The organism is Sphingobacterium sp. IITKGP-BTPF85, assembly GCF_001006065.1.
Lineage (GTDB): Bacteria > Bacteroidota > Bacteroidia > Sphingobacteriales > Sphingobacteriaceae > Sphingobacterium > Sphingobacterium anhuiense.
Map to the genome: position 1 here is coordinate 13294 of NZ_ASZT02000037.1, position 26404 is coordinate 39697.

The window sequence follows — 26404 nt, forward strand, 5'->3', positions numbered from 1 at the left end:
GCAAAAAACAATCGATTTTTCAAGTAAAAATTACGGTGAGAAAATGCGGGCCTTAAATTACGACATCCACTTAGGAAGTATCCTGGGAATCCCGGGCAAGATGCTGGTATTTTTGGCATCGTTGATTGCCGCCAGCCTACCTGTCACCGGTTTCTACATCTGGTACAATCGACGTAAAAAGAAAAAAAAGAAAGCGTAAATAAAGCTTAGGAACCCGTTCATTTTCTTAATGCTAAAAAGCTTATCCCATTACAGATAAGCCTTTTTACTAATCAATTCCTTTTATCTAAATCTCCTTAATTAATATTATTCCTAACCTTTCCCGGCAACTTAATTCGCGCCAATAATATTACTTCACCAGATTCTTTTGTGCCTGTATATACTCCGACGGTGTCATTTTATATTTTGCCTTAAATACTTTGGTAAAATAATTCGGATTTGAAAATCCGGTCTCATAAGCAATCTCCGATATCGAGTTACTATTTTTTTCCAATAAATTTGCTGCACGTTCCAACCTTACCGAACGTATAAAATCTACAGGACTCATACCCGAAAATTCAAGTAATCTATTATACAACGATGTTCTACTAATGGACAAGTGACTACTCAATAACTCAACAGATAACTGTGGATTATCTAAATTTTCATAAACATATTCAAATACGCTCTGTAAAAACTTCTCCTTTTCTGACATCACCTCAACTTCTGGTGACACAAAAGAGAGCTGCTTACTATAAGTATCTTTAAAAGCTTGATTAAGGAGCAATAAACTATTCACTTTTGCTAATAATGCAGCCATATCAAATGGTTTAGAAATATAATCTACTGCTCCCGACTCTAAACCGCAGACTAAACCATTTTCTACTCTTGAAGCTGTCAATAAGATAATAGGAATATGTTTTGTCCGTTTATCCCGCACCAGCTTTTGAGTCAATTCCATACCGTTCATGATTGGCATCTGCACATCAGAAATAATCATGTCGGGGTGATGAAATAGTGCTTTTTGCCATCCTTCTTGGCCGTTTGACGCTTCGCAAGTTTGATATAAAGGATCGAGCCTACTTTTAGAAAACCCCGAAAGTCATCGTCATCCTCAATAATCAATACAACGGGTCTCAGACGAATATGCGGATCAACATTATCCTGTTCGACACTTATAACAGTCTGTACAACTTCATCATTAACGACCTCCATTTTTTCTAAAAACAGATCAAAAGAAAAAGCACTTCCAAAGCCTGGTTCACTCTCCACGTAAAGTTTACCACCATACATTTTAACAAATGAATCTGCGATTGACAAACCGATTCCAGATCCTTGATTCAAAATATTACCCTGTGTATCATGCTGGTAGAAACTCTCGAAAATCGCTTCATGCGATTCTTTTGGTATACCGATACCATCATCCTTGATTACCATTTTAACTTTTATTTTATCACCCTCCTCCTGTACTTCCACCGATTTTATATACACAGAAATATGACCTCCCTTTGCAGTAAATTTAAACGCATTGGATAATAAATTAAAGATAATTCGCTCAATTTTATTATGGTCAAAAGCGGTTAGTACATGATCTTCACAAGAAATAAAACGATAGTTGATCTCCTTTTGAATGGCCATATCACTAAAAGAGTCATACATATCTTTTACAAAGGATACTAAATCCCCTTTCGTATTATGCAATCTAAGCTCATTTTCTTCCATTTTTCTAAAGTCGAGCAATTGATTAACAAGATTAAGCAACCGGTGGGCATTACGCTTGATAAGCGCGATCTGTTGCGAAGTTTCCTTATCCTTTTCCTTAAGTAGTAGAATATCAATTGGACCTGTAATTAAAGAAATAGGCGTTCGAAATTCATGACTTAAATTAGTCAAAAATTTTATTTTCATCTGATCCAACTGATGGAGATTATCCGCATCTCGACGCTCCTGTTCCAAAACAAACTTTTGTTTTAGTTTCCGCACACCGCGACTCTTTAACCAATATAACCCCGATAAAAGCAAAATGCCATAAAACACAAATGCATAACCTTTTAACCATATGGGAGGTGCAACATAAACAACTATAGATTTGATTTCATCATCCCATATCCCATCGTTATTACTCGCTTTTACTTCAAATGTATATTCTCCTGGATCCAGATTGGTGTAATAAGCAGCGTGATCCCCATTAGCTTTAATCCAATCCTTATCAAGCCCTTTCAAGCGATATTGATATTGATTGTCTTCTGATACCGTCAGATTCAATGCAGCAAATGAAATTGAAAAGTTTTGTTTATACTTCAAATTGATCCTTTCTGCCGTTAACAATGATTCAGATAGTATGCCTTCTTCAGAAGGTTTAATCACCTTATTATCAATCTTTAATTCCGTTAATACGGGTTTGGAAGGATTTGTATTAATTTTTAAATTTTTAGGATAAAAATGATTAAATCCTTCTTGACCACCAAAATATACTTCTCCATCAGGTAGCATGAGACCTGCCCCTATCGCAAATGCGCCCTCTTGTAGTCCAACAGAATAGGCATAATTTTTAAACGTTTTTTGCAAGGGATCATAACAGCTCAATCCTTTATTCGTACTGAACCACATTTTCCCAGTATTATCTTCAACAATACTCTGTACTACATCATTGATCAAACCCTCCCGTTCAGACAACGTTTTAAACTGCTTATCATCTTTTTGCAGCAACCCGACTCCATTGCCATTAGTACCTGCATACACATTTCCAGCCCGGTCAGTATAGATCGATAACACATAATTGTTCGGCAAAGCGTTTGCATTTTTATTATAATACACGGTTTTACGGGTGTATGGATTGTATACAAAGATACCTGCTCCGTAGGTACCTACCCACATATTACCTTCGTGATCCTTTCTCAATGCACGGATAAAATCTGCAGAAGGTGCAATCTCATCCGCTTTGGGGTTGTCAGAACGACGAAATTTTTTAACCACTCCATTTTTAAGCTGAATCACGTTGATTCCACCACCATTTGTACCTACCCAGATATCACCATAGATATCTTTCTCTAAACTAAAAACTTCATTATTATTAAGTTGGTTTTCCCCAGATCCTGTCAAGTAGTGCGTACGTGATTGTGTTTCCAAATTAAACTTGATCACTCCCTTACCAAAAGTTCCCAGCCATATATCGCCAGGAGAATCTCCATTTTTCAATGCTAAAACCGTTAGATTTTGATCTCCAATCGGAATAGCTGTCAGCTTATCCAAGCTACGGTCATATCGATAAAGACCACCACCATCTGTACCTAGCAGAACCTGACTCCTAAAAGGCAAAAATGAAGTGATCATACTGACCTCATTTTTCCCATAACTGTCGATCGTTTTAAGGTTAAACTGATTGAGATTCACATCAAATTTATTCAAACCTCCTTGTACGGTACCCACCCAGTAAATTCCAAATTTATCCACGTAAACAGAACGGACCGATTTATGGCTTATACTTCTAATATTTCGAGGATCCTTATTAAAAATTTTAAGCTCAAAATTCTCTGTATTCAATACGCCTAATCCATTATCCGTACCAATCCAAAGTCCACCTTTAGTATCGTTAGCAATACTGTAAATTCGTTTACTCCCCAATTTAGCTCCCCCCGATTCTTGAAACAAAGAAAACTGATCTTCATGATCACCCTTATAAACAAGTCCTTGTAGTGAGGAAACCCAAATACGTTTCTGTTCATCTTCTTCAATGCAGGTCAGTTCCATGAGTTGTTTATCAGATGTCAAAGGATCCTGAGCAGGATAAACTTTACTTTCTTTCAAATTCGATGCAAACTGATATATTCTATTTTCAGCGGCAATCCACATGCGTCCTTGACTGTCTCTAAAAATATATCTGGAGGTCATTTTGAAAAACTTCTTTTCGATATCGGTATAGCGTACGTCAAGTGGTTTGCCAATATCTTTGACATTGATAATAAAGAGTCCACCATATGAACCTACCCAGATATTCCCTGCAATATCCGTATTAATGGTTGTTATTGCGGTACTCAACCATTTACCATCCACATGTTTATCATAACTGACAATTTTATCCAATTTACGGTCATAATAACTTAAGCTTCCGCCATTGGTACCTATCCAAACACGTCCTAGGTTATCCTCACATAAAGCTGTGATATGATTAGATTTCAAACCCGCTTCTACATCGGCATTATAACGATAAACTTTAAACGTGTATCCATCAAATCGATTTAACCCATCTTCAGTTCCAATCCATAAAAAACCATAACTATCTCGATAAGTACTAAAAACAGTATTGGACGATAAACCATTTTTTATCGTATAATGCTCAAATGAATACGGCAGTTCCTGCGCGTTAGCAATAGAGCAGAAAATTAGGGTAATAACAATAATAATTTTACACTTCAATATATTCAACATATTTAGGTTTAATAAGATAATGGTTAAAGGTGTACAACAATACTTTTGAATAGCGTTCACCGTTATCCTAAACTATCAAAAAAATAGATTATTTGATGATTTAAATCCAATTTTAACATACTTACTCATCATTTGAACATTCTTACCTCAACGAGAATGTTACATCAGCTAGTTTTGAATTAGTAATTATAAACCAACCGTCAAAAATAAATTTCACTACTTGTTATTAGACCTAACCTACCTAATAGCAACTGGAAATTTTATGCATGGCATTTACACAAACCACTTAGATTAAAATAAAATTATGAGCACACAGAACAGTCCCTAAAACCTACTATGATAGATCACTATCACCTTTAATCAATGCGCTACAATGGAGCAAACCGATTTATGATTTCAAACCAATAACTAAACAGTAAAAATTATTATGATGATTAAATATACCATCACACTCATTTGGTATGAGAAAAAACTATGGGGTATTTTCCTGCTCTATACCTCAGCACTTCTGCTCTTATTGCTTGCAACAACATCGCCGCTATATGCACAAGACCTAAGACAAATCCGGGGTACAGTCGTTGACCAAAAGCAACAAGCAGTAGAAAATGCTTCCGTTAAAGTCAAAGAAGGAACAACAGGAATTTCAACAGATATAAATGGCTCTTTCACTATTCAGGTACCCAAAAACAGGAATACCCTGGTTATTACCAAAGTTGGATACCTAAAAACAGAAGTCCAAATTAATAATAAAAATGAATTACAGATCGTACTCAACAGTGCCAATATCGATATTGACGAAATTGTTGTGGTGGGTTACGGCACCCAGAAAAAAGAAACTGTCGTGGGAGCAGTGACACAAACCTCTGGGAAAGTCTTAGAAAGAGCTGGCGGTGTAGCCAGTGTTGGTGCGGCCTTGACCGGTAATGTCCCTGGGGTAGTCACGACAGCAAGTACCGGGATGCCGGGAGAAGAAGATCCACGGATTGTGATTCGCGGACGCAGCACTTGGAACAATACCGATCCATTAACCATGGTAGATGGAGTCGAACGTCCTTTGAGCAGTGTCGATATCAGTTCGATTGAAACCGTATCCGTATTAAAAGATGCAACCGCTACTGCCGTATACGGTGTACGTGGAGCCAACGGAGTCATTCTCATTACCACTAAAAGAGGTAAAGAAGGAAAAGCTTCCGTAAGAGGTACGGTGAATAATATCATAAAAACAGTGTCCCAATTGCCCGGGAAAATGGATTCATATGATGCCATGATGCTCCGCAATCGTGTCATCGAAAACGAATTGGCACTTTCTCCCAATAGTTGGGTTTCATACCAACCTCAAGATCTGATCAATAAATACCGCTTCCCGGCCAATCTGGAAGAAAGAGAGCGGTATGTTAACACCAATTGGGCAGAGGAACTATTCAAGAAACATGCTTTCTCACAAAATAGCAACCTCAATATTGCAGGAGGTACAAATTTTGTAAAATACTTTGCCAGTGCCGATTATTTATACGAAGGCGATATGTTTCGCGAAAATGATAACAATCGCGGTTACAAACCCGGTTATGGTTTTAACCGGTTAAACATGCGGTCTAACTTAGATTTTCAGCTCACGCCAACCACAAAATTTTCAGCAAATCTAGCAGGGTCGCATGGAAGAAGAAAAAGTCCTTGGGGTGGCGGAAATGATTACAGTTACTGGATCGCCGCCTATACCGTACCTCCTGACGTCATTTACCCAAGATACTCCGACGGCACATGGGGATTTTACAAACCTGATTCACAAGTCGGTATAAACTCAGCACAAGCACTCGCAACATCCGGAGTAGAACTGACAACTACGAGTAAAATAACGTCAGATTTTATATTAGAGCAAGATCTCAAAATGTTTGTCGATGGGTTGAAAGTGAGAGGAAGCATATCGCTCGATAATACATTTGTCGAGGCAGGAAGAGGAGTTAACGATCTGTATAATAATGTACAAAGTAAATGGATTGATCCAGAAACAGGACTAGCCGTTTACGGACAAAATATAGATGGCAGCCGTTTTGACTTTGTAGAAGGGATCAACTGGGCTCAACAATCGGGAGCAGTAAATAACGGAATGACCTATAGACGCCTGTTCTACCAGTTGCAATTGGATTATGCCACTCGAATAGCAAACGATCATAACATTACAGCGATGGGTCTATTCAACCGAAATCAATATGCTACAGGAAGTATGCAGCCGTTTTATCGTGAAGACTGGGTATTTCGCACCACCTACAATTACAAAGGAAAGTATATGCTTGATTACAGTGGAGCCTATACCGGATCTGAAAAATTTGCCCGCGGTTACCGATTTGGATTTTTTAATTCTGGAGGTATAGGCTGGTTATTGTCTGAAGAAAATTTCATGAAAAATATTTCCTTTATAGACATGCTGAAACTTCGTGCTTCCTATGGTGATATCGGAGATGACAATGTTAATGGGCGCTATCTGTACTTGACACAATGGTCATATGGCGGTCAGTCTCATATGGGGACTGTTGGAGAGGCTCCAGAGCGCAGTACTTATACTTGGTACAGAGAAAATGAGCTTGGTAATCCGAATGTACGTTGGGAAAAAGTAAGAAAATTCAACTTTGGTACCGATTTCTCATTTTTTAAAGGAATTATTTCAGGTCAGGTGAATGTATTCAGCGACAAGCGCACCGATGTGTTGATCACTGGAAATAACCGTGCAATACCCGACTACTTCGGTGTCGCAGCACCAGCAGCCAACTTGGGCATCGTGACCAATAAGGGATATGAAGTAGAGTTAAAAGTCAATAAAGCGATTAATCAAAACTGGCGATTATGGGCTGATATGAACTTTACACATGCCAAAGATAAGTGATAGAAGGAGACAGTCCCGAATTACTTCCTGATTATCAAAAGCTCAATGACAAGCAGATCAGTCAAACCTATACACATGTCGGTGGCGGATATTACAATACCTGGGATGAATTATATGCCAGTACCATACATGATAATAACGATGGGAATAAACTACCTGGTAACTATCACATACTGGATTACAATGGCGATGGATTGATCGATTCCAAAGATAATATACCCTATTCCTACCCCTCTACTCCGCAGAACACATACAACCTAACGGTCGGATTTGACTGGAAAAACTTCAGCATCATGACACAATGGTATGGTGTCAACAATGTCACCCGTCAGGTCGTATTGAATAGTTTTGAAAGACAGCGCAATTTAGCTTATCACGAAGGATCCTATTGGTCCAAGGAGCAAACAGACGCAGATGTACCTTTACCCCGTTGGCTTGCTACTCCAAGTAACTATACGCCCGGGAGCCGTTTTATGTACGATGGATCTTATATCCGATTAAAGACTGCGAGATTGCGTACAACTTGAATGCTGAAAACAATTTTATACGTCGTATGGGATTTCAACATATTCGCATCTTTCTCAACGGTCATAACCTTTTATTCTGGTCCAAAATGCCCGATGATCGAGAATCCAATTATGCAGGTACAGGATGGGCTTCACAAGGCGCCTACCCTACCGTCAAACGTTTTAACCTAGGCGCGAACATTACTTTTTAATCGATATGATGATGAAAAAATATTTAAAAATTATTGTTTCTTTTGGTGTTATAGTTTCCTCTTCATACATGAGTTCTTGTAAAAAGTACCTCGACAAAGAAGAACAATCTATTATTTCAGAAAAAGAAGCGTTTAAAAACTTCAATAATTTCCAAGGCTATACTGAAGAGCTATACCATTGTATTGTTAATTTCAGCAATCTCTACTGGACCAATTCCTGGAACTGGGGCGAAGACGAGATTACCTCTACCGCTGGCGATTACCACTTTATCCATAAAATCGATAATGGCAATTTTTGGGCCTGGCAGGCACAGCACGATGGCTGGGGTGCAGGATGGATGGAACAAAATGATTTTACAACGGAATTTATAGGAGGAAACGATCGCAATATCAATAAAGACCTTTGGAATGCTGCTTGGTTCGGTCTTCGAAAAATTAGCATTGGTCTTGAAAATATGGATAAAATGACCGAAGCCACTCAGGAAGAACGGGATCTTATCAAAGGACAATTGCTTTTCTTTAGAGGTTGGTTTCACCATCGGTTGATGGAATATTTCGGCGGTATGCCCTATATTAATAAAGTATTGCCAAGTGATGAAAAACTAACACTTCCACGTCTCAATTACCATGAATGTGCAGATTTGGCCGCTGCAGATTTTCGTGAAGCTGCCAATCTTTTACCCATCAATTGGGATGATACCAATCCGGGAAAGCGGACACTGGGGAAAAACGCGCTGCGCATCAATAAAATAATGGCTTTGGGTTATCTAGGTAAAAATTACCTGTGGGCGGGTAGTCCATTGATGAATTTTACGGTGACCGGTAGCCGCACCTATCAAACCGATTACTGCAAAAAAGCAGCGGAAGCTTTTGGAGAATTGTTATCACTGACCGAAAGTGGACAGGCTCCATATAAATTGGTGGACTTTGAAAATTATCACCTTAATTTCTATACAATAAGTGAAAATTGGGCACTCCCAGGAAGTACTGAAGCTATCTTTAGAGGTCCTTACAATGCGGGCAACAACACCCATTATGGAACCAGTAAGCAGTATATGCCGAGCTTAATCACCGAAGGCGATGCTCTCAAATTTGTCCCTACAGCCAATTATGTCAATTACTATGGAATGGCAAACGGTCTACCGATTAAAGATTTCACACAAGCAGACGCAGAGTCCGGTTATGATCCAGCATACCCTTGGAAAGGACGTGACCCAAGATTTTACAATGATATCGTCTTTGATGGCGTTAAGGTCATAAAAGGAACCATACCTCCCAAGGATAGACCGGAAAATGAATACCGATACGCCCAACTCTATACCAATGGATCTTATCGTAATATTCAGAATGGTAGCCGTACGGGTTATACACTGCGCAAATTTATTCCTTTAACAACAAACGATTATGACAGAGCTTTTGACTACGGATCGAATATGCACATCTATGTTCCCTACATGCGTCTGGCAGATGTCTACCTCATGTATGCCGAAGCGGCATCGATGGGAAATAATTCTGCTAATGGAAAATCGGCAAATTATAATAAAACTGCGGTAGAAGCAGTCAATATCATTCGTAAACGTGCTGGAGTCGATGCTGTGAACACAAAATTCTTAGCTTCTTCCGATGCCTTTATGAGTGAATTACGCCGCGAAAGAGCAGTTGAACTTGCCTATGAAGGACATCGTTTCAATGATTTGAGAAGATGGTTATTACTTACGGAAAGCCCATACACCCTAAAAACTGCACTTGAATTTGATAGAACGGGGACTTTTAATACAGCTGACCCTACTCAAAACCGTGTGGTAAATATGAAAGAAAAAGTATTAATAGAACGAAAATTTACAAGCAAGCATTACTGGCTTCCCTTAAAAGTATCTGATGTCAGTATGTATCCTGAATTTTCACAAAATCCTGGATGGTAACTCAAATGAGCGATCAATTCATAAAATTATGAGACAATGAAATATAAAAAATTAAAAATAGCATTGTGCCTGAGTATGGTCGGTTTGGGTACGCTTGACGCATCGGCATCTCGCTTATTTCCATATAAAAACAATGCCCCAATATCACTAGCAAGATTCGGATTACAAGATACCCTGCAAACGGATACTACAGCGCTCATACAAGTGGCCTTTCGCAAAGTCAAAAAGCAAAATCTCATGGGCGAAGTCCAAGCGGTTAATCTTGCTCAATTAATGGAAAAAAATTATACAACCTATAGTCTCGAAAATCTCGATGCACTTGTTTCTGGCTATAATGGAAACATATGGGGATCTTCAGGTTATCTGCTGTTAGTGGATGGATTTCCTCGAGATGCCGAAAATGTTATGCCTACAGAAATTGATCAGATCTCCGTACTGAAAGATGCAAATGCGATTGCACTTTATGGTAGCCGTGCAGCAAAGGGAGTCATCTACATGACCACCAAACGTGGAAAAGCAGGTACTCAAAAAATAAACATTCGTACCAATGCAGGGATCAATACCCCCATCAGTTATCCTAAATATCTCGGTTCTGCTGAATATATGACCCTCTATAATGAGGCCAGACGCAACGACGGACTTCCTAATCTATACACACAGGAGAATATTTATAAGCATAGCACGGGAGAGAATCCTTATCGCTACCCGAATGTAGATTATTATTCTTCAGACTACATTAAAAAGAGTTACAATAGATACGATGCCACAGCAGAAGTCTCCGGAGGTAACGAACGGACACAATATTATACCAATTTGGATTTTGGTCTGCGGGATCATTATTAAACTTTGGTGAGGCAGTAGACAACAACAGCTCCAATCGCTTTAATATGCGCGGCAATATTGATGTAAAGTTAAACAAAGTCATCTCATTAAATGTAGACGCAGCAGCGAGCTTCTATACTTCCAAGGGTGTCAATGCAGATTATTGGGCTGCTGCCGCAACAGGGAGACCACACCGCTTTTCTCCACTCGTACCGATCAGCATGATTGAAGAAAACGACGAAAACTCCTTAATTTTGTCAACAACAGTAACTTTCTTGTAGATGACAAATACTTATTAGGCGGTAGTCAATTGGATCAGACAAACGCATTTGCCAATATCTATGCAGGCGGAAGTAATAGACACTTAAACCGACAATTTCAGTTTAATACGGGGTTGAATTTTAATCTAAATGATGTACTGGAAGGTTTAACATTTAATACGGCAATGGCTATTGATTATCAAAATCAGTATAATCAATCGTATAATAATAATTATGCCGTATACCAAGCCAACTGGAACAACTATAATGGTACCGATCTCATCAGTAGTCTTACCAAATATGGTGACGACCGTATTTCGGGAGTACAGAATATAGGCGGAAGTGCATACAGACAAACTTTAGGTTTTACAGCGCAATTAAACTATGCACGTACATTTAACGAGCAACATCATGTGTCTGCAATCGTATTGGCCAATGCATTTCAGATTGGACAGTCTGAGGCTTATCACAAGCAAAGCAATGCTAACCTAGGTTTGCAGCTCGGATACCATTTTGAAAATAAATACTATGTCGATTTCAGTGCTGCTTTGCCACATTCTGCTAAATTACCAGAAGCCAAACGTAAAGCCATTTCACCAACTTTATCGATGGCATGGCGCATAAGTGAAGAAGAATTCATGAAGGACAACACTGTTTTTAACAACTTAAAATTAAAGGCATCTGCTGGTATTATCAATACCGACCTCGATATAGAGGATTATTATTTATATAAAGGATATTACACCTATAATAATGCGGCATGGTACAGTTGGAGTGATGGCCAACTGGTACACACTTTTGATCGTTTCAGAGGTGAAAATATGGATATGCGCTATCCACAACGTAGGGAGATCACCTTTGGCATAGAAGCCGGCCTATACAATAACTTGGTGACATTTAATGCTTCTTATTTTTACAACCAGATGCATGGGATGCTGGTACAGCCAAATACACTGTATCCGATGTACTTTATGTCCTATTGGCCGACCTACTCAGAATTACCATTTATAAATTATAATGTAGATGAGCGTCAGGGGATAGATTTTGGATTAAATATCAATAAAACATTTAACAATAGTTTTCTTTCATTAGGAGTAACGGGTCTTTATTATGACACGAAAGCAGTAAAACGCGATGAATTGTTTGAAAGTGCATATCAAAACCGTGCTAATAAACCTTTAGATGCGATCTGGGGACTTCAAAATGACGGATTTTACCGAGACCAAACAGAAATAGACCAAGCACCTTTAACCGCTTTTGGAGAAGTTAAACCTGGAGATATTAAGTATAAGGATCAAAATGGCGACGGTATTATTGATACACGCGACGAAGTTTATTTAGGTAAAGCCGGTTGGGCAGGAGCTCCATTTTCACTGGGTTTTAATATCACTGCTAAATGGAAAAATGTAACATTATTTGCTGTTGCAACTGCAAGATACGGTGCATATGAAATGAAAAACAGCTCTTATTTCTGGATGAAGGGCGAAGATAAATACTCCATTATAGCACGTGGTCGTTGGACGGAAGAAAATAAAGAAACTGCCACATATCCACGATTGACAACTGGAAACAGCGACAATAATTTACGAAGTTCAGATTTTTGGATGTATAAAACCAATCGATTTGACCTCTCCAAAGTACAGATTTCCTATGATTTCCCAACAGGTGTTATCGGAAAGGGAATCGTTAAAGAACTCGGTATCTATACAAATGGTTATAATTTGATGACCATTGCCAAAGAAAAAGAAACGATGCAACTCAACGTAGGTGGTACACCGAGAACAAGATTTTTCAATTTCGGTGTAAAGGCCATATTCTAAATTACCAGTGAAAACTAATTGACATGAAAAAATCATATTCATATTCAGCATTTCCTCCGCCCTCTCATTCACGTCATGTGAAGATATGTTTGAGCCTGCTATCGAAAATATTTTAGATATCGAGACAGCATACGACAGACCATTGTACGCACAAGGTTTATTACTAAATGGCTACAACAGAGTCCCAACAAACAGCTGGTCATTTAACGATGTGGCCACAGATGATGCAGTAACTAATGAAAGAATTAACGATTATCAAAAATTTCTACAGGGCAATGGACTGCAATCAACAATCCGTTTGATCAATGGCGGAATAGCAAATCAGCAATACAGTATATCAACAACTTTTTAGCATTAACGGACAAAGTAAGTTGGGCCTCGACAGAACAGGTCACCACCATGTTCAGTGATCGGATGAAAGGTGAAGCATATGGTCTCCGTGCCTTATTTATGTTTCATCTGCTTCAATCCCACGCAGGAAAAACGAGTAGCGGTGAACTTATGGGTGTACCCATTATACTTGAACATGAGGTATTATCATCCGATTTCAATCATAAAAGAGCCTCTTTTGAAGCCTGTATGAAACAAATTTATGCAGATATTCAAAAAGCGGAGGACTTATTACCGCTAGATTATGAAGATATTTCATCGCAAAGTGAAGTTCCCGCTAAATATCAAGCATTAGCCATTAAAATGGACGATTATAATCGAGTTTTCGGCAAACATTTTCGTTTACGCATGAGTAAACGAATTATACAAGCTATCAAGGCCAAAGCTGCGCTTATGGCCGCAAGTCCAGCTTTTGCAAGTGGCAATACAACTACCTGGGCTGACGCCGCAAACTATGCAGGTCTTGTGATCCAGCAAAAAGGAGGTGTATCTGGCATAGACCCTCAAGGCGCATTATTTTATCAGCAAAATAGCGTGAATGCTATGAACGAAGGACGCAATACTTCGGAAATACTATGGCGTGTAGACCGTGGTGATCCTTCATCAAATTTAGAAGCCGATCAATTTCCACCAACTTTGTTTGGACGTGGGCGGATTAATCCCTCCCAAAATCTGGTCGATGCGTTTCCAATGGCCAACGGGTATCCAGTGTCCGATATCGCAAATAGTGGATTCAATGCTCAAGCCCCTTACGAAAATCGTGATCCTAGGCTTAAACAGTATATTTTAGTCAATGGCGGTACTGCCGGAGTTAATAATACGGCAATCAATACAACCGTAAACAGCCCAACCAATGATGGGTTAAATAAAGTAGAAACTTCCACCCGAACAGGATATTATTTACGCAAACTTTTACGTCAGGACGTCAATCTCAACCCCTCCTCTACATCGGGGCAATATCACATCACACCGCGCCTGCGTATGACGGAGATCTATCTCGCCTATGCCGAAGCGGCCAATGAAGCTTGGGGACCTACCGGTACTGGGACACAATCATTTTCGGCTTACGATATCATTAAAGCAATCCGGACACGTGCCGGTGTAGGGACAACCAATGGAGACCCTTACCTCAATCAGGTCAAAAACAATAAAGAACTGATGCGCGAACTCATCCGTAATGAAAGAAGGCTAGAATTATGTTTTGAAGGTTTTCGTTTTTGGGATATCAGAAGATGGAATAAAAATCTCACTGAAGCGGCACGCGGTGTCAGTATTCAAAATAATAGCTATACGATTTTCAATGTTGAAAACCGGGTGTATGAACCTTATATGCAATACGGTCCTATTCCCTACAGTGAAATCCTAAAATACAGTAACCTTGAACAAAACATGGGGTGGTAAAACATTTTTAAAAATAATCAGATGAAAAAATTACATATATTTTCCGTTATACTCATATTCCTATTTACCTCCTGTAAAATCAGGACTGGGAATTTCCAGATTTTAAATATCAGACCGTATACTTCGCATATCAATATCCTGTAAGGACTATTACTATGGGTGAAGACCTATTTGATACAGCATTAGATAATGAAGGTAAAGTTAAAGTAATGGCTACAACAGGTGGTGTTTACGATAATAAAAAAGACATCAACATTGATTTTACGGTAGACAACGCGATGACAAGCAACATCATATTCAATTCAACAGGTGCAGCTGTCACTCCCTTGCCGAGTAATTATTATACACTAGCATCCAATAAAATAATGATACCAAAAGGCAGCTTGACAGGTGGCGTGGAAATACAGCTGACCGATGATTTCTTTGCTGACCCTAAAGCTATCACCACCCATTATGTACTTCCGATCCGTTTAGACCATGTCATGAATGCAGACTCTATCCTATCCGGAATTCCAAAAGCAGGAAGCTTACGCCGAAAAGCAGTAGCTGATGATTGGGACACTGCTCCTAAAGATTACATCTTCTACGCTATCAAATATATCAATACCTGGCAAGGCAATTACCTCCGTCGCGGCCGCGATGTCATCGTTGGTAAAAATGGAAATAATGCCCTCAGCCAAACTCAAAATAGAAGAAATGCATACGTCGAAAAAGATGAGGTAAAAAGCCTGACGACAGCGTCTTTGAAAAACACAATACTTCCATTAACATTTAAGGATGTTGACGGCACAAATATCAACTGTAATCTGATGCTATCTTTTGACAATAATAACAATTGTCTCATCAGCTCTGCTACTACTGGGGTCACAGCATCAGGAAAAGGCAGCTTTGTAAAAAAGGGTGATAAAAATAGTTGGGGAAATACCGATCGTGATGTCTTGTATCTCGATTATCAAATCGATATGCAAAGATGAATGTGAGTACAAAAGATACCTTAGTCATGCGTGACCGAGGTGTTAAAATGGAAACTTTTACGGTCGCAATAAAACCATAAAAATATGAAAAGATTACATACAAAGATAGGTGTTGGCCTCATAGCTGGTCTCCTATTCTGTTCCTGCGCAAAACATGAAATACTCCAATATGGGACAGAAAAGCCTGAAAGTATTATTGTACAAGAAAATATTGATACCTATAGCCCATTGATCTCCTACATCGATAAAATGCGCATCCAAATTTCAAATGGGGGGTAGCACTCAATATGGACGATTACCTCAATAAAGGTGTGATGTACCGTTTAGCAAATCGCAACTTTGAAGAAATGGTCATGGGATACGAAATGAAACATGCTTCTATTGTACAAGCCGATGGCACGTTGAACTTAAGTAAACTGGAACGTGTGATCAAAGCTGCACAAGAAAATAACATGGCACTTTTGGCATACACTTACTTGGCATTCAGGCAGAATGCCGTTTACTTAAATAGTCTGATTGCACCAGTACTACTGCCCTCTGGCTCAGTACCAGTACCAGGAGGCATCAATGTCCCATCACTTTCGGGCTATGCACTAAAGATGACTAATCCATCAGTTGTCAATGCATGGGAAGCACAGACTGCATATGACCCCAAAGGATTAGAAGACGCTACCGAATACACATTAAAAATCACAGCAAGAGGCAGTAAAGCTGGAAATATTGGTTTAGATCTACAAGAAACAGTTAATTATACTGGTGACAGTTTTGGTTCTATTGCTTTTACTACTGATTATAAAGAATATGAACTAAAACTAAAAACAACGGCACTACGCACTCGATTTATCATCAATTTTGGTCAGTTTGCTGGAACAGTTTTTATAGACAACATATCGTTAAAAAAGGCTGGTAGTAATGTGGAGCTGATCCCTGACGGAGATTTTGAAAAAGGCATCAGCGGATGGGTTGGTTGGGGCAATAGTTCTACCCGATCACAATCCGCCGAAGGTGAAGGATATGGCGGACCTGGTGGAACTGTTATTGAAAAAACACCTGACGAGAAAAAATCCATACTGACCCAAGCCTTGGAAACTTTTATTTCAGGGATGATGTCTGTAACCAAAGATGATGTCAAAGCATGGGATGTGGTCAATGAGCCCATGTCCGATTGGCCTGATCAGTACGCCCTGAAAACTGGAATTGGCAAAGCCGAGTTTGCAGAGGACGAATTTTATTGGCAAGACTATCTGGGTAAAGACTATGCGGTAAAAGCCATTCAACTTGCCCGAAAATATGGAAATCCCAATGATATCCTTTTTATAAACGATTATGGTCTTGAAGGTAGTGGTGATAAATGTAAAGGTTTAATTGCCTACGTCAATTATGTTGAAGTAAAGGCGCCAAGGTAGATGGCATCGGTACGCAGATGCATATCAATAGCACGGCCAATAAAGATGACATTGTTAACATGTACAAATTACTCGCCGCAACCGGTAAAATGATCAAAGTATCGGAGCTTGATATCGGTCTTGGCGACAACATTAAAACAGCCAATGCAACAGCGGCAATGTATCAGCAACAAGCAGATATGTACAAATTTGTCATTGAAAAATACTTTGAAATTATCCCGAAAGCACAACAATATGGGATCACCATCTGGAGTCCTCTGGACAGCCCCGATCGTGAAAACTCTTTTTGGAGAAGAGGCGAACCGATTGGAATCTGGACAGAATCCTTTGTTCGTAAACCCGCATATCAAGCGGTAGCAGAAGCACTTCAAAAGCAAAAATAATAAGCAAGTATAGAATAAAAGAGAGGGAAGATTTCCCTCTCTAAAAAAAATAGGATAAATTAAAACTATGAAAAAACGCACCTTAAAATTTAAATTTCTTTTACTGTTTTTGTTTTTTTGCACGCTTGGTTATGCGCAAGACAAAAACTTTCATATCTATTTATGTTTTGGTCAATCCAACATGGAGGGACATAGCAAATTTGAAGATCAAGATACCTTAGTCAATCACCGTTTCTATTCACTTCAAGCGGTTGATTGCCCGGATCTCAATCGTAAAAAAGGAGAATGGTATCTCGCCAAACCTCCTATCACCCGATGCAATACAGGTCTTACACCAGCAGATTATTTTGGTAGGACACTCGTCGAAAATCTCCCAGATAGTATTCGCATAGGGATCATCAATGTATCCATTGGTGGTTGCCATATCCAATTATTTGATAAAGATAGCGTAACCAATTATATACATAGAGCCCCTAACTGGATGAAAGGTATGTTAGCTTCGTACGACAATAATCCCTACGATAGATTAGTTGAAATGGGAAAGATCGCACAGCAAAGTGGAGTCATCAAAGGCATCTTACTCCATCAGGGTGAATCAAATACGGGAGACCAAGATTGGCCTAACAAGGTCAGTCAAGTATATCACAACCTATTGAAAGATCTAGCATTGCAGGAAGAAAAAACTCCACTCCTAGCTGGTGAATTATTAGCAGCAGATCAAGGTGGTAAATGTGCGAGCATGAATACCATTATTAGAACGCTACCCAAAACTCTTCAAAATGCTCATGTTGTCTCTTCAAAGGATTGTGAAGGTGTGGCAGATGGCCTGCACTTTAGTGCCGCAGGTTATAGACAGCTGGGGATTAATTATGCCCATGTCGTGCTGGGTTTAACACCTTAAGCAATAGGGATACAAAAGCGTTAGATTAAACTAAAAATATGCTTATCAGGGAAAATACATAATCGAATTTCCTTGATAAGCATAGCAATAAAGACCGTCACCCTATTTTTCTACCGGTGTTTCATATGCAGATGTTGCATAAAGTCCAATCATCGCTCCTGTAAATCCACCTGCGACATCTGTAGAAAGAATATCTCCCGATACAGTTCCACCTAGATTCTGATAATCATGACCAGCTAAAGCATATGAAAATGTATAGTCATCACCTGATGCACTAACGCGTAATTTCATTTTACCCGATCTATTGATTTTCTGCTGCGCAAGGACTTTTATCACACCATTTTCGCAACGCTCTAATCGCATATAATATGCATTTTCTGATTTTGTTACACCCAATACATAATTGAATTTTTCACTTTGGAAACAGGTAATACCAGCAAAGTCCTTTTCAGAATCTGGAGTATAATCCATTTCTACCTCCGCCGCAAATGCGAGGTGCTGCTGTCTGTAAAATAGTGCCGAAATTGGTTTTTTCTCATTAATATGAACATCAAAAGGTTTAATAGCTAATTCATTCTTTTCATTCACTATAAATTTTTCACGAGGTCCACGCAAGGCAATCCAGCGTTCATCCAGCACTTTTTCATTTAATGAATCCGTAAAAGTGAAATTGCCATTTGGAAAAAAGCTTGATTTATCTTTACTAGTTTCAATCCCTTTCGGTGTATGCACCAATGCTTTAAGGGGCTCCATTCCTCCTTTAAAAATCGGCCATTCACCAGACCAGTCAACAGGTAGCACAAATGTTTCCCGACCGGTGTTGACCCGATTCTTTTCATTTGGTCTAACCGCTAAGAATACACCGTACCATTCCCCATCAGCAGTTTGAACTAGATCTGCATGACCCGCCCAATCCACTTTATTGGGTCTATCTGCAGGGAGATGACGCTGTGAAAGAATCGGATTATTTTTCGCAGGAGTATAAGGCCCCATTGGATGACTGCTCGAAAAAATAACCTCACTGTGATTCCCTCCCGTTCCCCCTTCAGCGCACATCAAATAATATTGTCCATTTTTCTTATAAATATGCGGTGCTTCAATCCAGATGGGTTGCTTGGCTAGATCTACTCCTCCATCAACGATGATCTTACTCGTGCCCGGGATCACCTGATCATTCGCAACATCGTATTCCCAGATTTTGATCACCCGATGACCTGTGTATAGTTCTTTTCCTTTATCCGGAGCATCATTATGCACCACATATGCTTTGCCATTATCATCAAAAAATAAAGCCGGATCAATTCCATCAAACTGTAATTTAATCGGATCAGACCAATTGTTTGCTTTCGGGTCTTTAGTTTTAACAACCATATTACCGATCCCCGAAGCAAATTGCGTTGTGATCATATAAAAGGTGTCATTATTTGGATTATACATAATATCCGGCGCATATACCCCCTCACTGATACCTGCAGTACCAACTTGTAGCTGCGACTCGCGGTTTAGCACATGGCCGATCTGCTTCCAGTTGACCATATCTTTGGAATGAAAAATAGGAACGCCAGGAAACATCACAAAGGAAGAAGCGACTAAATAATAATCATCTCCCTTTCTGGTGATACTGGGATCAGGATAGCAGCCCTGTAAAATGGTGCTGTAAAATTGACCTGGCACAATTGGATTTTCACTATAGAAAGCGTCGTTGCCGGTGTATTTAAAATTACTGTACAAGGGTTGCCCTACCACTTCTCCGATCGGCTCTTTTCTCTCATCTGCGCGCATTGCCTGACAGGATGATAGTAAAGTAAAAGCAAATAGGCAGGACAATAATCCTAATTTTATCTGTTTTTTCTGTTGCATGATCTGCATCTTATCTTTGTAATTTATGTTTTCAATAATTTTTTAATTCATCATAAGTAAAACAGGTTATCGTCCATTCAACATAGAAAACCGATCATTTCCCTTACTAACACTTACCGCTATGCGCAATAAGACGTTAATTATGATGTTTCATATTCAGCTTGATTTTCTTCAAATCCTCCAATTCATATACAGGTCTTTCGATATCATAAGGTATAGGTCTTTTGGAATATGTTTGAAAATAAAGGAGACAGGCATCTTTCCACCATACCGCATCTTTAGCTTGAATCTTCAGTTTCGATTGCACTTCAGCAAAACGTTGCTGATCGACCTGATTTTCCAATCTATCCCATGTTTTTTGCATGTCGCGTACCTGCATGACGCCATGATCATATTTATAACATAATTCATCCCATAAGGACCTTCCGCTCTTCATGGTATAATTCCATGGTACATGATGAAACCAGAGTAAAAACTGATCAGGACAGAGCTTGATATCTCCATATATGTTCGCGACTTCAGGACTGTATTGTGAGATTGCGTTGCTACCGCTTGCTGTCCGATCAAACCCAACGCCTATCGTATCTGCTTGATGATAATACCAGGGCATCCAATCGGGACGGCCTCCCTTTTGATCGCCCCACGGTTCCGGTCCATAGTGGTGATCAAACGCAAAGATATGGTGCAGCCCCAAGGGCATCATGTAATGAACAGCAGCTTCCCGCGAAGTCATCATCATTTCTTTCACAGCAGCTATAAACTGCTTATCTTTCGAAAATGTCATTGCGATCCATTCTTCCGCAATTTGTTCAGACGCGAGATGATGATTCCACGCCAGTCTTCCATAGGCATACCAATTCGCCTGTGCAAAGTGGTGACCTGTCCAATTGGTATCATCGCCAATATTCGCCACCGCTGCAATTGCTGTCTTTCGCGCAGGCCGTAAGGTACCATCCGTTAATCTGGCGACTGTACTTCCCGCTCGATCCGCATAAGTATCACGATCCAATGTCTCTTTAAATAGCGGTGCTAAATAAACCAAATGGTTCGAAAATCCCAGATACTCTTGCGTGATCTGAAATTCAACCATTTCATGACTTTTTTTAAGTGCACCAAAGAGCGGATTAAAAGGTTCACGAGGCTGAAAATCGATCGGTCCATTCTTGATTTGAATAATCACATTATCGCTAAAGGAACCGTCGAGTGGCACAAATTCCTGATAGGCCTGCTTGGCACGATCTTCGGTCGTAGGATTGTAAACAAATGCCCGCCACATCACAAAACCCTGATACGGTTTTAAAATAGCGGCAAGCATATTTGCCCCCTCAGCGTGCGTTCTGCCATAATCCTGAGGACCAGGTTGGCCCTCCGAATTCGCTTTCACCAAAAAACCGCCGAAATCAGGAATAACACTGTAAATCTCTTTGACTTTATTCTTCCACCATAAAATGACCTCCGGATTTAGAGGGTCTGAATCAGAAGTTCCTCCTAACACCTTCGGTGAAGAAAAATTCACAGATAAATAAACTTTGATTCCATATCTTCTAAAGATATCAGCCAGACTTTTTAATTTAATCACATATTCCGAACTCAAAATTTGAGGAGAGGCATTTACATTGTTAATAACAACAGCATTGATACCAATAGAAGCATTAGCTCGTGCATACTCTTCATATCGAGGAGATATGACACCTGGCAATTCATCCCATTTCCACAACGAATATCCGGCATAACCACGTTCAATCGTGCGATCAAGATTGTCCCAATGATTGAGCATACGGATATCAAATGATGGTATTTCTTCCACATTCAAATTTAAAACCTGTTGATCCGTTTCCTGTAATTGCAACAGATGGTAAGCTGCATATAATAAACCGGCGGGCTCATGTGCGGTCACCTTGATCCGATCTCGATGACCTGTTATTTTAAAACCATCTTTTAAATACGGCAATTTTTTATCTAGTTCTAATCCAATGGACTGTCCCCTCCAAAAAGTAATTAATTCTTGTTGTGCACGTACCGCAATTGGGTTTTCAGCAGCAACCGTGATGGATCTACTTTGAGCTATTTCTTTAGAGACAGGAACATACCTGAGCCATAGCTTACTTCCGTCCTCCGCCTGAATACGAGAAAAAGGGAAAATAAAAAGCAAAAGAAAACAACTTATTTTCATCATAAGATTAAAAATCAGGTTTATAATTGGTTAGGCTACAAAAGTTCCTCAAGTTCAGCATTCTTGCCCATCCATCGTCTTGATTAATCCCTTTTCATCATATTCCAGCTCGACTACTTTCATACTCCGCAGCCATGTTTTACCGCCAGAGGGCACACAGTCATGATAAAACAAATACCATTTCTCTTTAAATTGCAGTATACTATGGTGAGTGGTCCAACCAACCACCGGAGTCAGAATCACACCTTGATAGGTAAATGGACCATAAGGATTATCCCCGATTGCATAACACAATAAATGCGTATCACCGGTAGAATAAGAGAAATAATACTTGTCGCCAAATTTATGCATCCAGGAAGCCTCAAAAAAACGGCGGTCTAGATCTCCCTGTTTAAGAGGGTTACCTTCTTGATCCAAAATAACAAGATCTTTTGGTTCTTCATCAAATTGCAACATATCCTCCGTTAGTTTTACAACTTTTGGACATAGCGCCAGATCATGCCAGTGCGGCAAATCCATGGGATAAGTCATTTTGTTATTTCTGTAATATTGAAGCTGCCCGCCCCATATTCCCCCGAAATACAGATAATGGCTACCATCATCATCTTGAAAAGCACAGGGATCTATACTATAACTTCCTTTGATCGGATTCTCCTCCGGAATAAAAGGACCATATGGCGTATCACTTACCGCTACTCCAAGCCTAAAGACATCGGTCTGGTCTTTTAATGAAAAATAAAGATAATATTTACCATTTTTTGTCGCCACATCCGAATCCCAGAGCTGTCTTCCACCCCACGGAATATCTGCTACGTCCAATACTTTGCCATGATCGACCGCCTCGGCATCCATATCATCCATAGAAAAAACATGGTAATCTTTCATATCAAAATGATCGCCATGATCATTTTCCAGAATACCACTTTCCCAGTCATGCGAAGGATATATGTAAATTTTATTCTCAAAAACATGTGCCGACGGATCAGCCATAAAATCATTGGGTACTAAATATCGTCCTTTATTCATAAAATTATAGGGTTATTTTTGTTTTGCTAATTCAATTAAATCCTTGACAAAAGGTTTAGGTTTATACTCCCGGTCAAATAACAAAGGATAGTCCGTCCGTCCGGGAACTGGCCATCCATTTTTCCACGAATCACCATCACCTACCCCCCACACCGTTACACGCGTTATTTTATCGTCATGTTTTAGATATAATTTAAAAAAATCCTTGTAACGGCTAGCTAAAGCTTTCGCTATAGCATCCGGCAAACCTTCTTTATATGGATTTAATTCATTTTTATACTGATACGTTTCACTGATTTCTGCTCCCATATTGGGATTTACATGAGGCAATACAGAAATATCCATTTCCGTCACCATCACTTTTGTCCCTAAACTAGCAAAATCGACAATTGACTTTTCCACTTCACTTAGGGCAGGATTATCTAATCCATTATGTTCTTGCATGCCAATAGCATCAACACGGACACCCGAATCTAGCACCTCTTTGACCAGCTTCATAATTCCATTTCGTTTAGCAGGAATAGCTGTTGAGTAATCATTGTAGTAGAATTCGGCATTAGGATCTGCCTCTTGCGCAAATTGAAAAGCAAGCTTAATAAAATCTTTACCGATGATATTGTAAAACTTACTTTTCCGCAGTTCACCATTATCCAGCACAGCCTCATTGACCACATCCCAGCCATGAATACGTCCTTTATAGCGTCCAACCACGGTATGGATATGCTTGCGCATCCTTTCAATCAAAACTTCGCGCGAGACATCCTTCCCTTTATCATCGATAAGAACCAGGTTGCGTCTGCGAATGCCACATTAAGGTATGCCCGATGATATGCATGCCATGCTGCTCTCCCAATGCGACAAAACGATCTGCATCTTTAAAATTAAACTCCCCTTCCCGGGGTTGCAGGTACATACTTTTCATACAGTTTTCGGCCACGATGGAATTAAATTGAGCTTTTACCACCGAAATAGCGGCGGCATTGCGTTCCCATATTTGTTCCAGATTCAAAGCTGTACCGATATAAAATTTATCCTTGAAAGCATGCTTCAATATAACTTGGTCTTCAATGGTTCGATCACCCGTTACCTGTTGTGATTTAGTCGAGGTGCATGCCAAACCCAATGTAGCGATGCCTGCCAAAAAAACGATCTTTACTTTATTCATTTTTAACGATTTAATTCTTGTGTCTTGATTCTATTTCATGATTTATTTTATCGATCACCGCATCGTCCAATTCATATTTTGAAATAATGAACATGGCTACCAGTAATAAAATAGCAGGTATAACAACCACTAACCAAAGGATACCCTGCTCGGCAAAAGACGATTGCGTAACGGTATTGTCTTTATCAAAACCGACATATGCAAGCACGAGACCTGGTACGACGCCCCCCAGGGCCATACCTGCTTTATAAAAAATACCGGTCAAAGCATTCACGATCCCGGAGATCCGTTTTCCTGTCGCATGCTCGCCATAGGAAATCACTTCGGGTACCAATGCCCACATATATCCTGTAGCTACTATGATGCCTGTGGATTTAATAAATTGTGCCACTAACACCAACCAAACCTGACTCCTTAAAGCGGGTATGACAGAAATAATATAAAGCATGATCATTCCTAATATGGCGATTGTTAAGAACACATAAAACAGTTGCTTTTTACCTATCGCACGCTTTATCGCAGGCACCAGTGGCATAAAAATAAAGGCTGGAATAGATCCTAATGCCATAAAATAAGGAAGCATTTCTGGTGCTTGGACATTATAGATCATATAATATGAGCCCGCAGCATTTCCGATCGCCATCATGGCAAATGCAGTGATAAAGAAGAATGCCAATATGCGCAAAGGTCCATTATGTTTAAATGCTGTCCACAGATCCGAAACTTTTACATTTTCGGTTTCTTTCACATCCATGACAACACGTTCCTTAGTTTGCGTATAACAGAAAACCAATAACAATAAGCCCGCGATAGCATAGAGCGTCATTGTAATAAACCAAGCTTGCGCAGATGCGGGAGAATTGATCTTTCCATTTGGCGAAAGATATTGAACCAGTATAGGTACCCCATATCCTACTGCCAGACCACCCATATTCGCCATAAACATACGGGTCGACGTCAGTTTTGTTACTTCATCCGTATCGCGCGTCAGCGATGCATTTAGTGCGCCATACGGTACATTGATCAAGGTATAAATCATAGATAATCCAACATAGGTTATATAGGCATAGAGTAATGATCCAGAAAATCCATTCCAAAAACAGAGTATGGCAAATCCAGTTAATGGGATACCGCCTAGAATTAAATAAGACCGGTATTTTCCCATTTTAGGATTCTTTTTATCAACAAATGCACCCACAATTGGATCCCATATCACGTCAATAACACGAACCACGAGAAACATAATTCCCGCCGCTGTTGCAGATATCCCAAATACATTCGTGTAAAAAATAAGCAGATACATGGATACCGTTTGGTAAATCAGGTTTTGCGCCAGATCACCTGATCCAAATCCTATTCGTTGCAACGACGAAAGTTTATAGAAACCTTTCTGTTCGCCTGTAGTTTGCGTTTCAGTTTTCATTTTTGTCTTGTAAATAATTGGTTTTTATGCATCATGCAGCTGCTGAAGCATACCTGATATTTTTTAGGTCCACCAATAATGTTTAAGATTATCGATGTGTTCAGTATCACAAGTTCATGATGACAATTGTAAAATTACAAGTACGACGATTTAGCACCTGATACATATGTGTTATTAACAGATAAAAATGTTTAAATGGTAGAATAAAACCGCTAAAAAGAAAGTTTTTTGGTAAAACTACCCACTTTACTAAAAATTTAGATGGTGTAGGTTTCATCCCTACATTTTGTAACAGATGTCCAACTAAAAAAACAAGCCCCTACGTTATAATGACGTAGGAGCTTGAAGAATTATCGGGACCTACAGCTATTAAGCAGTAAAGTCCTAAGACCGTTAAAAATTAGGGCCGGATGTGGAAATAGTCAAAATCAACAAATCCACCCACATTTTTAGTCGCATAATTAAATAATCCAAA

Annotated in this window: 23 protein-coding genes and 1 pseudogene; 15 read left to right on the forward strand and 9 right to left on the reverse strand. The window is 39.5% G+C overall.

Annotation, left to right across the window (positions count from 1 at the left end):
• The first annotated feature begins 10 nt into the window (after nucleotides 1-10).
• Nucleotides 11-199, forward strand: coding sequence for a PepSY domain-containing protein (locus L950_RS27735; RefSeq protein WP_262507034.1), 189 nt, complete (start codon nucleotides 11-13; stop codon nucleotides 197-199).
• Nucleotides 200-349: 150 nt separating this feature from the next.
• Here L950_RS27735 and L950_RS32640 read toward each other — a convergent pair whose 3' ends face one another.
• The 3 genes and pseudogenes from L950_RS32640 to L950_RS09700 all read right to left on the reverse strand — a co-directional run bounded on the left by L950_RS32640 (nucleotide 350) and on the right by L950_RS09700 (nucleotide 4407).
• Nucleotides 350-799, reverse strand: a complete 450-nt coding sequence (locus tag L950_RS32640) for an AraC family transcriptional regulator (protein ID WP_316930592.1) — start codon at nucleotides 797-799, stop codon at nucleotides 350-352.
• A gap of 36 nt (nucleotides 800-835) precedes the next feature.
• A pseudogene (locus L950_RS32645) lies at nucleotides 836-985 on the reverse strand (response regulator); the annotation flags it as partial.
• Nucleotides 976-4407 carry a two-component regulator propeller domain-containing protein gene (locus L950_RS09700; protein WP_031288012.1) on the reverse strand — a complete coding sequence of 1144 codons (3432 nt, stop codon included), beginning with the start codon at nucleotides 4405-4407 and terminating at the stop codon, nucleotides 976-978. The gene L950_RS09700 and the pseudogene L950_RS32645, both read right to left, overlap by 10 nt.
• Nucleotides 4408-4834: 427 nt before the next feature.
• Here L950_RS09700 and L950_RS09705 point away from each other — a divergent pair, with 427 nt between their 5' ends.
• The 14 genes from L950_RS09705 (at nucleotide 4835) to L950_RS09745 (ending at nucleotide 18282) form a co-directional block, all read left to right on the forward strand.
• Nucleotides 4835-7285, forward strand: a complete 2451-nt coding sequence (locus L950_RS09705) for a SusC/RagA family TonB-linked outer membrane protein (protein WP_197086339.1) — start codon at nucleotides 4835-4837, stop codon at nucleotides 7283-7285.
• A complete protein-coding gene (locus L950_RS29825; RefSeq protein ID WP_197086340.1) occupies nucleotides 7282-7812 on the forward strand; it encodes a hypothetical protein in 531 nt (176 codons plus the stop codon). The genes L950_RS09705 and L950_RS29825 overlap by 4 nt, the downstream gene beginning before the upstream one ends.
• A gap of 26 nt (nucleotides 7813-7838) precedes the next feature.
• Complete coding sequence (locus L950_RS29830; protein ID WP_197086341.1) at nucleotides 7839-8003, forward strand: hypothetical protein; 165 nt, start codon at nucleotides 7839-7841, stop codon at nucleotides 8001-8003.
• A 5-nt stretch (nucleotides 8004-8008) separates the two neighbouring features.
• Nucleotides 8009-9925 (forward strand): RagB/SusD family nutrient uptake outer membrane protein, encoded by a 1917-nt coding sequence (locus L950_RS09710; protein ID WP_231577032.1) that lies wholly within the window; start codon nucleotides 8009-8011, stop codon nucleotides 9923-9925.
• A 36-nt stretch (nucleotides 9926-9961) separates the two neighbouring features.
• On the forward strand, nucleotides 9962-10768 hold the full coding sequence (locus L950_RS29835) for a TonB-dependent receptor plug domain-containing protein (protein ID WP_197086342.1): 807 nt from the start codon (nucleotides 9962-9964) through the stop codon (nucleotides 10766-10768).
• Between the two features lie 44 nt (nucleotides 10769-10812).
• Entirely contained in the window at nucleotides 10813-11028 is a 216-nt protein-coding gene (locus L950_RS29840) for a hypothetical protein (protein ID WP_197086343.1), read from the forward strand.
• Between the two features lie 29 nt (nucleotides 11029-11057).
• Complete coding sequence (locus L950_RS29845) at nucleotides 11058-12827, forward strand: hypothetical protein (RefSeq protein WP_197086344.1); 1770 nt, start codon at nucleotides 11058-11060, stop codon at nucleotides 12825-12827.
• A gap of 85 nt (nucleotides 12828-12912) precedes the next feature.
• On the forward strand, nucleotides 12913-13179 hold the full coding sequence (locus tag L950_RS32650; RefSeq protein WP_231577033.1) for a hypothetical protein: 267 nt from the start codon (nucleotides 12913-12915) through the stop codon (nucleotides 13177-13179).
• Nucleotides 13164-14618, forward strand: coding sequence for a RagB/SusD family nutrient uptake outer membrane protein (locus tag L950_RS09720; RefSeq protein WP_231577036.1), 1455 nt, complete (start codon nucleotides 13164-13166; stop codon nucleotides 14616-14618). Before L950_RS32650 ends, L950_RS09720 begins: the two co-directional genes overlap by 16 nt.
• A gap of 155 nt (nucleotides 14619-14773) precedes the next feature.
• Nucleotides 14774-15592, forward strand: a complete 819-nt coding sequence (locus L950_RS09725; protein ID WP_021189551.1) for a DUF5627 domain-containing protein — start codon at nucleotides 14774-14776, stop codon at nucleotides 15590-15592.
• Between the two features lie 84 nt (nucleotides 15593-15676).
• On the forward strand, nucleotides 15677-15871 hold the full coding sequence (locus L950_RS09730; RefSeq protein ID WP_021189552.1) for a hypothetical protein: 195 nt from the start codon (nucleotides 15677-15679) through the stop codon (nucleotides 15869-15871).
• 8 nt (nucleotides 15872-15879) lie between these two features.
• Entirely contained in the window at nucleotides 15880-16998 is a 1119-nt protein-coding gene (locus L950_RS09735; protein WP_031288016.1) for an endo-1,4-beta-xylanase, read from the forward strand.
• Between the two features lie 17 nt (nucleotides 16999-17015).
• Nucleotides 17016-17381 carry an endo-1,4-beta-xylanase gene (locus L950_RS35225; protein ID WP_084825415.1) on the forward strand — a complete coding sequence of 122 codons (366 nt, stop codon included), beginning with the start codon at nucleotides 17016-17018 and terminating at the stop codon, nucleotides 17379-17381.
• 67 nt (nucleotides 17382-17448) lie between these two features.
• Nucleotides 17449-18282 (forward strand): sialate O-acetylesterase, encoded by an 834-nt coding sequence (locus L950_RS09745; protein ID WP_021189553.1) that lies wholly within the window; start codon nucleotides 17449-17451, stop codon nucleotides 18280-18282.
• 102 nt (nucleotides 18283-18384) lie between these two features.
• On the opposite strand, the gene L950_RS09750 is transcribed toward L950_RS09745, so the two are convergent.
• The 6 genes from L950_RS09750 to L950_RS09770 all read right to left on the reverse strand — a co-directional run bounded on the left by L950_RS09750 (nucleotide 18385) and on the right by L950_RS09770 (nucleotide 25929).
• On the reverse strand, nucleotides 18385-20142 hold the full coding sequence (locus L950_RS09750; RefSeq protein WP_037526009.1) for a glycoside hydrolase family 43 protein: 1758 nt from the start codon (nucleotides 20140-20142) through the stop codon (nucleotides 18385-18387).
• A gap of 136 nt (nucleotides 20143-20278) precedes the next feature.
• On the reverse strand, nucleotides 20279-22318 hold the full coding sequence (locus L950_RS09755; RefSeq protein WP_021189555.1) for a hypothetical protein: 2040 nt from the start codon (nucleotides 22316-22318) through the stop codon (nucleotides 20279-20281).
• Nucleotides 22319-22369: 51 nt separating this feature from the next.
• Nucleotides 22370-23341 (reverse strand): glycoside hydrolase family 43 protein, encoded by a 972-nt coding sequence (locus tag L950_RS09760; protein WP_021189556.1) that lies wholly within the window; start codon nucleotides 23339-23341, stop codon nucleotides 22370-22372.
• A 12-nt stretch (nucleotides 23342-23353) separates the two neighbouring features.
• The gene (locus L950_RS35230; protein WP_197086345.1) at nucleotides 23354-24073 is read right to left on the reverse strand and encodes an endo-1,4-beta-xylanase; all 720 of its coding nucleotides are present in this window, start codon (nucleotides 24071-24073) and stop codon (nucleotides 23354-23356) included.
• Between the two features lie 40 nt (nucleotides 24074-24113).
• Nucleotides 24114-24506, reverse strand: coding sequence for an endo-1,4-beta-xylanase (locus tag L950_RS35235; RefSeq protein WP_197086346.1), 393 nt, complete (start codon nucleotides 24504-24506; stop codon nucleotides 24114-24116).
• Between the two features lie 10 nt (nucleotides 24507-24516).
• A complete protein-coding gene (locus L950_RS09770; protein ID WP_021189557.1) occupies nucleotides 24517-25929 on the reverse strand; it encodes an MFS transporter in 1413 nt (470 codons plus the stop codon).
• Between the last annotated feature and the right edge of the window lie 475 nt (nucleotides 25930-26404).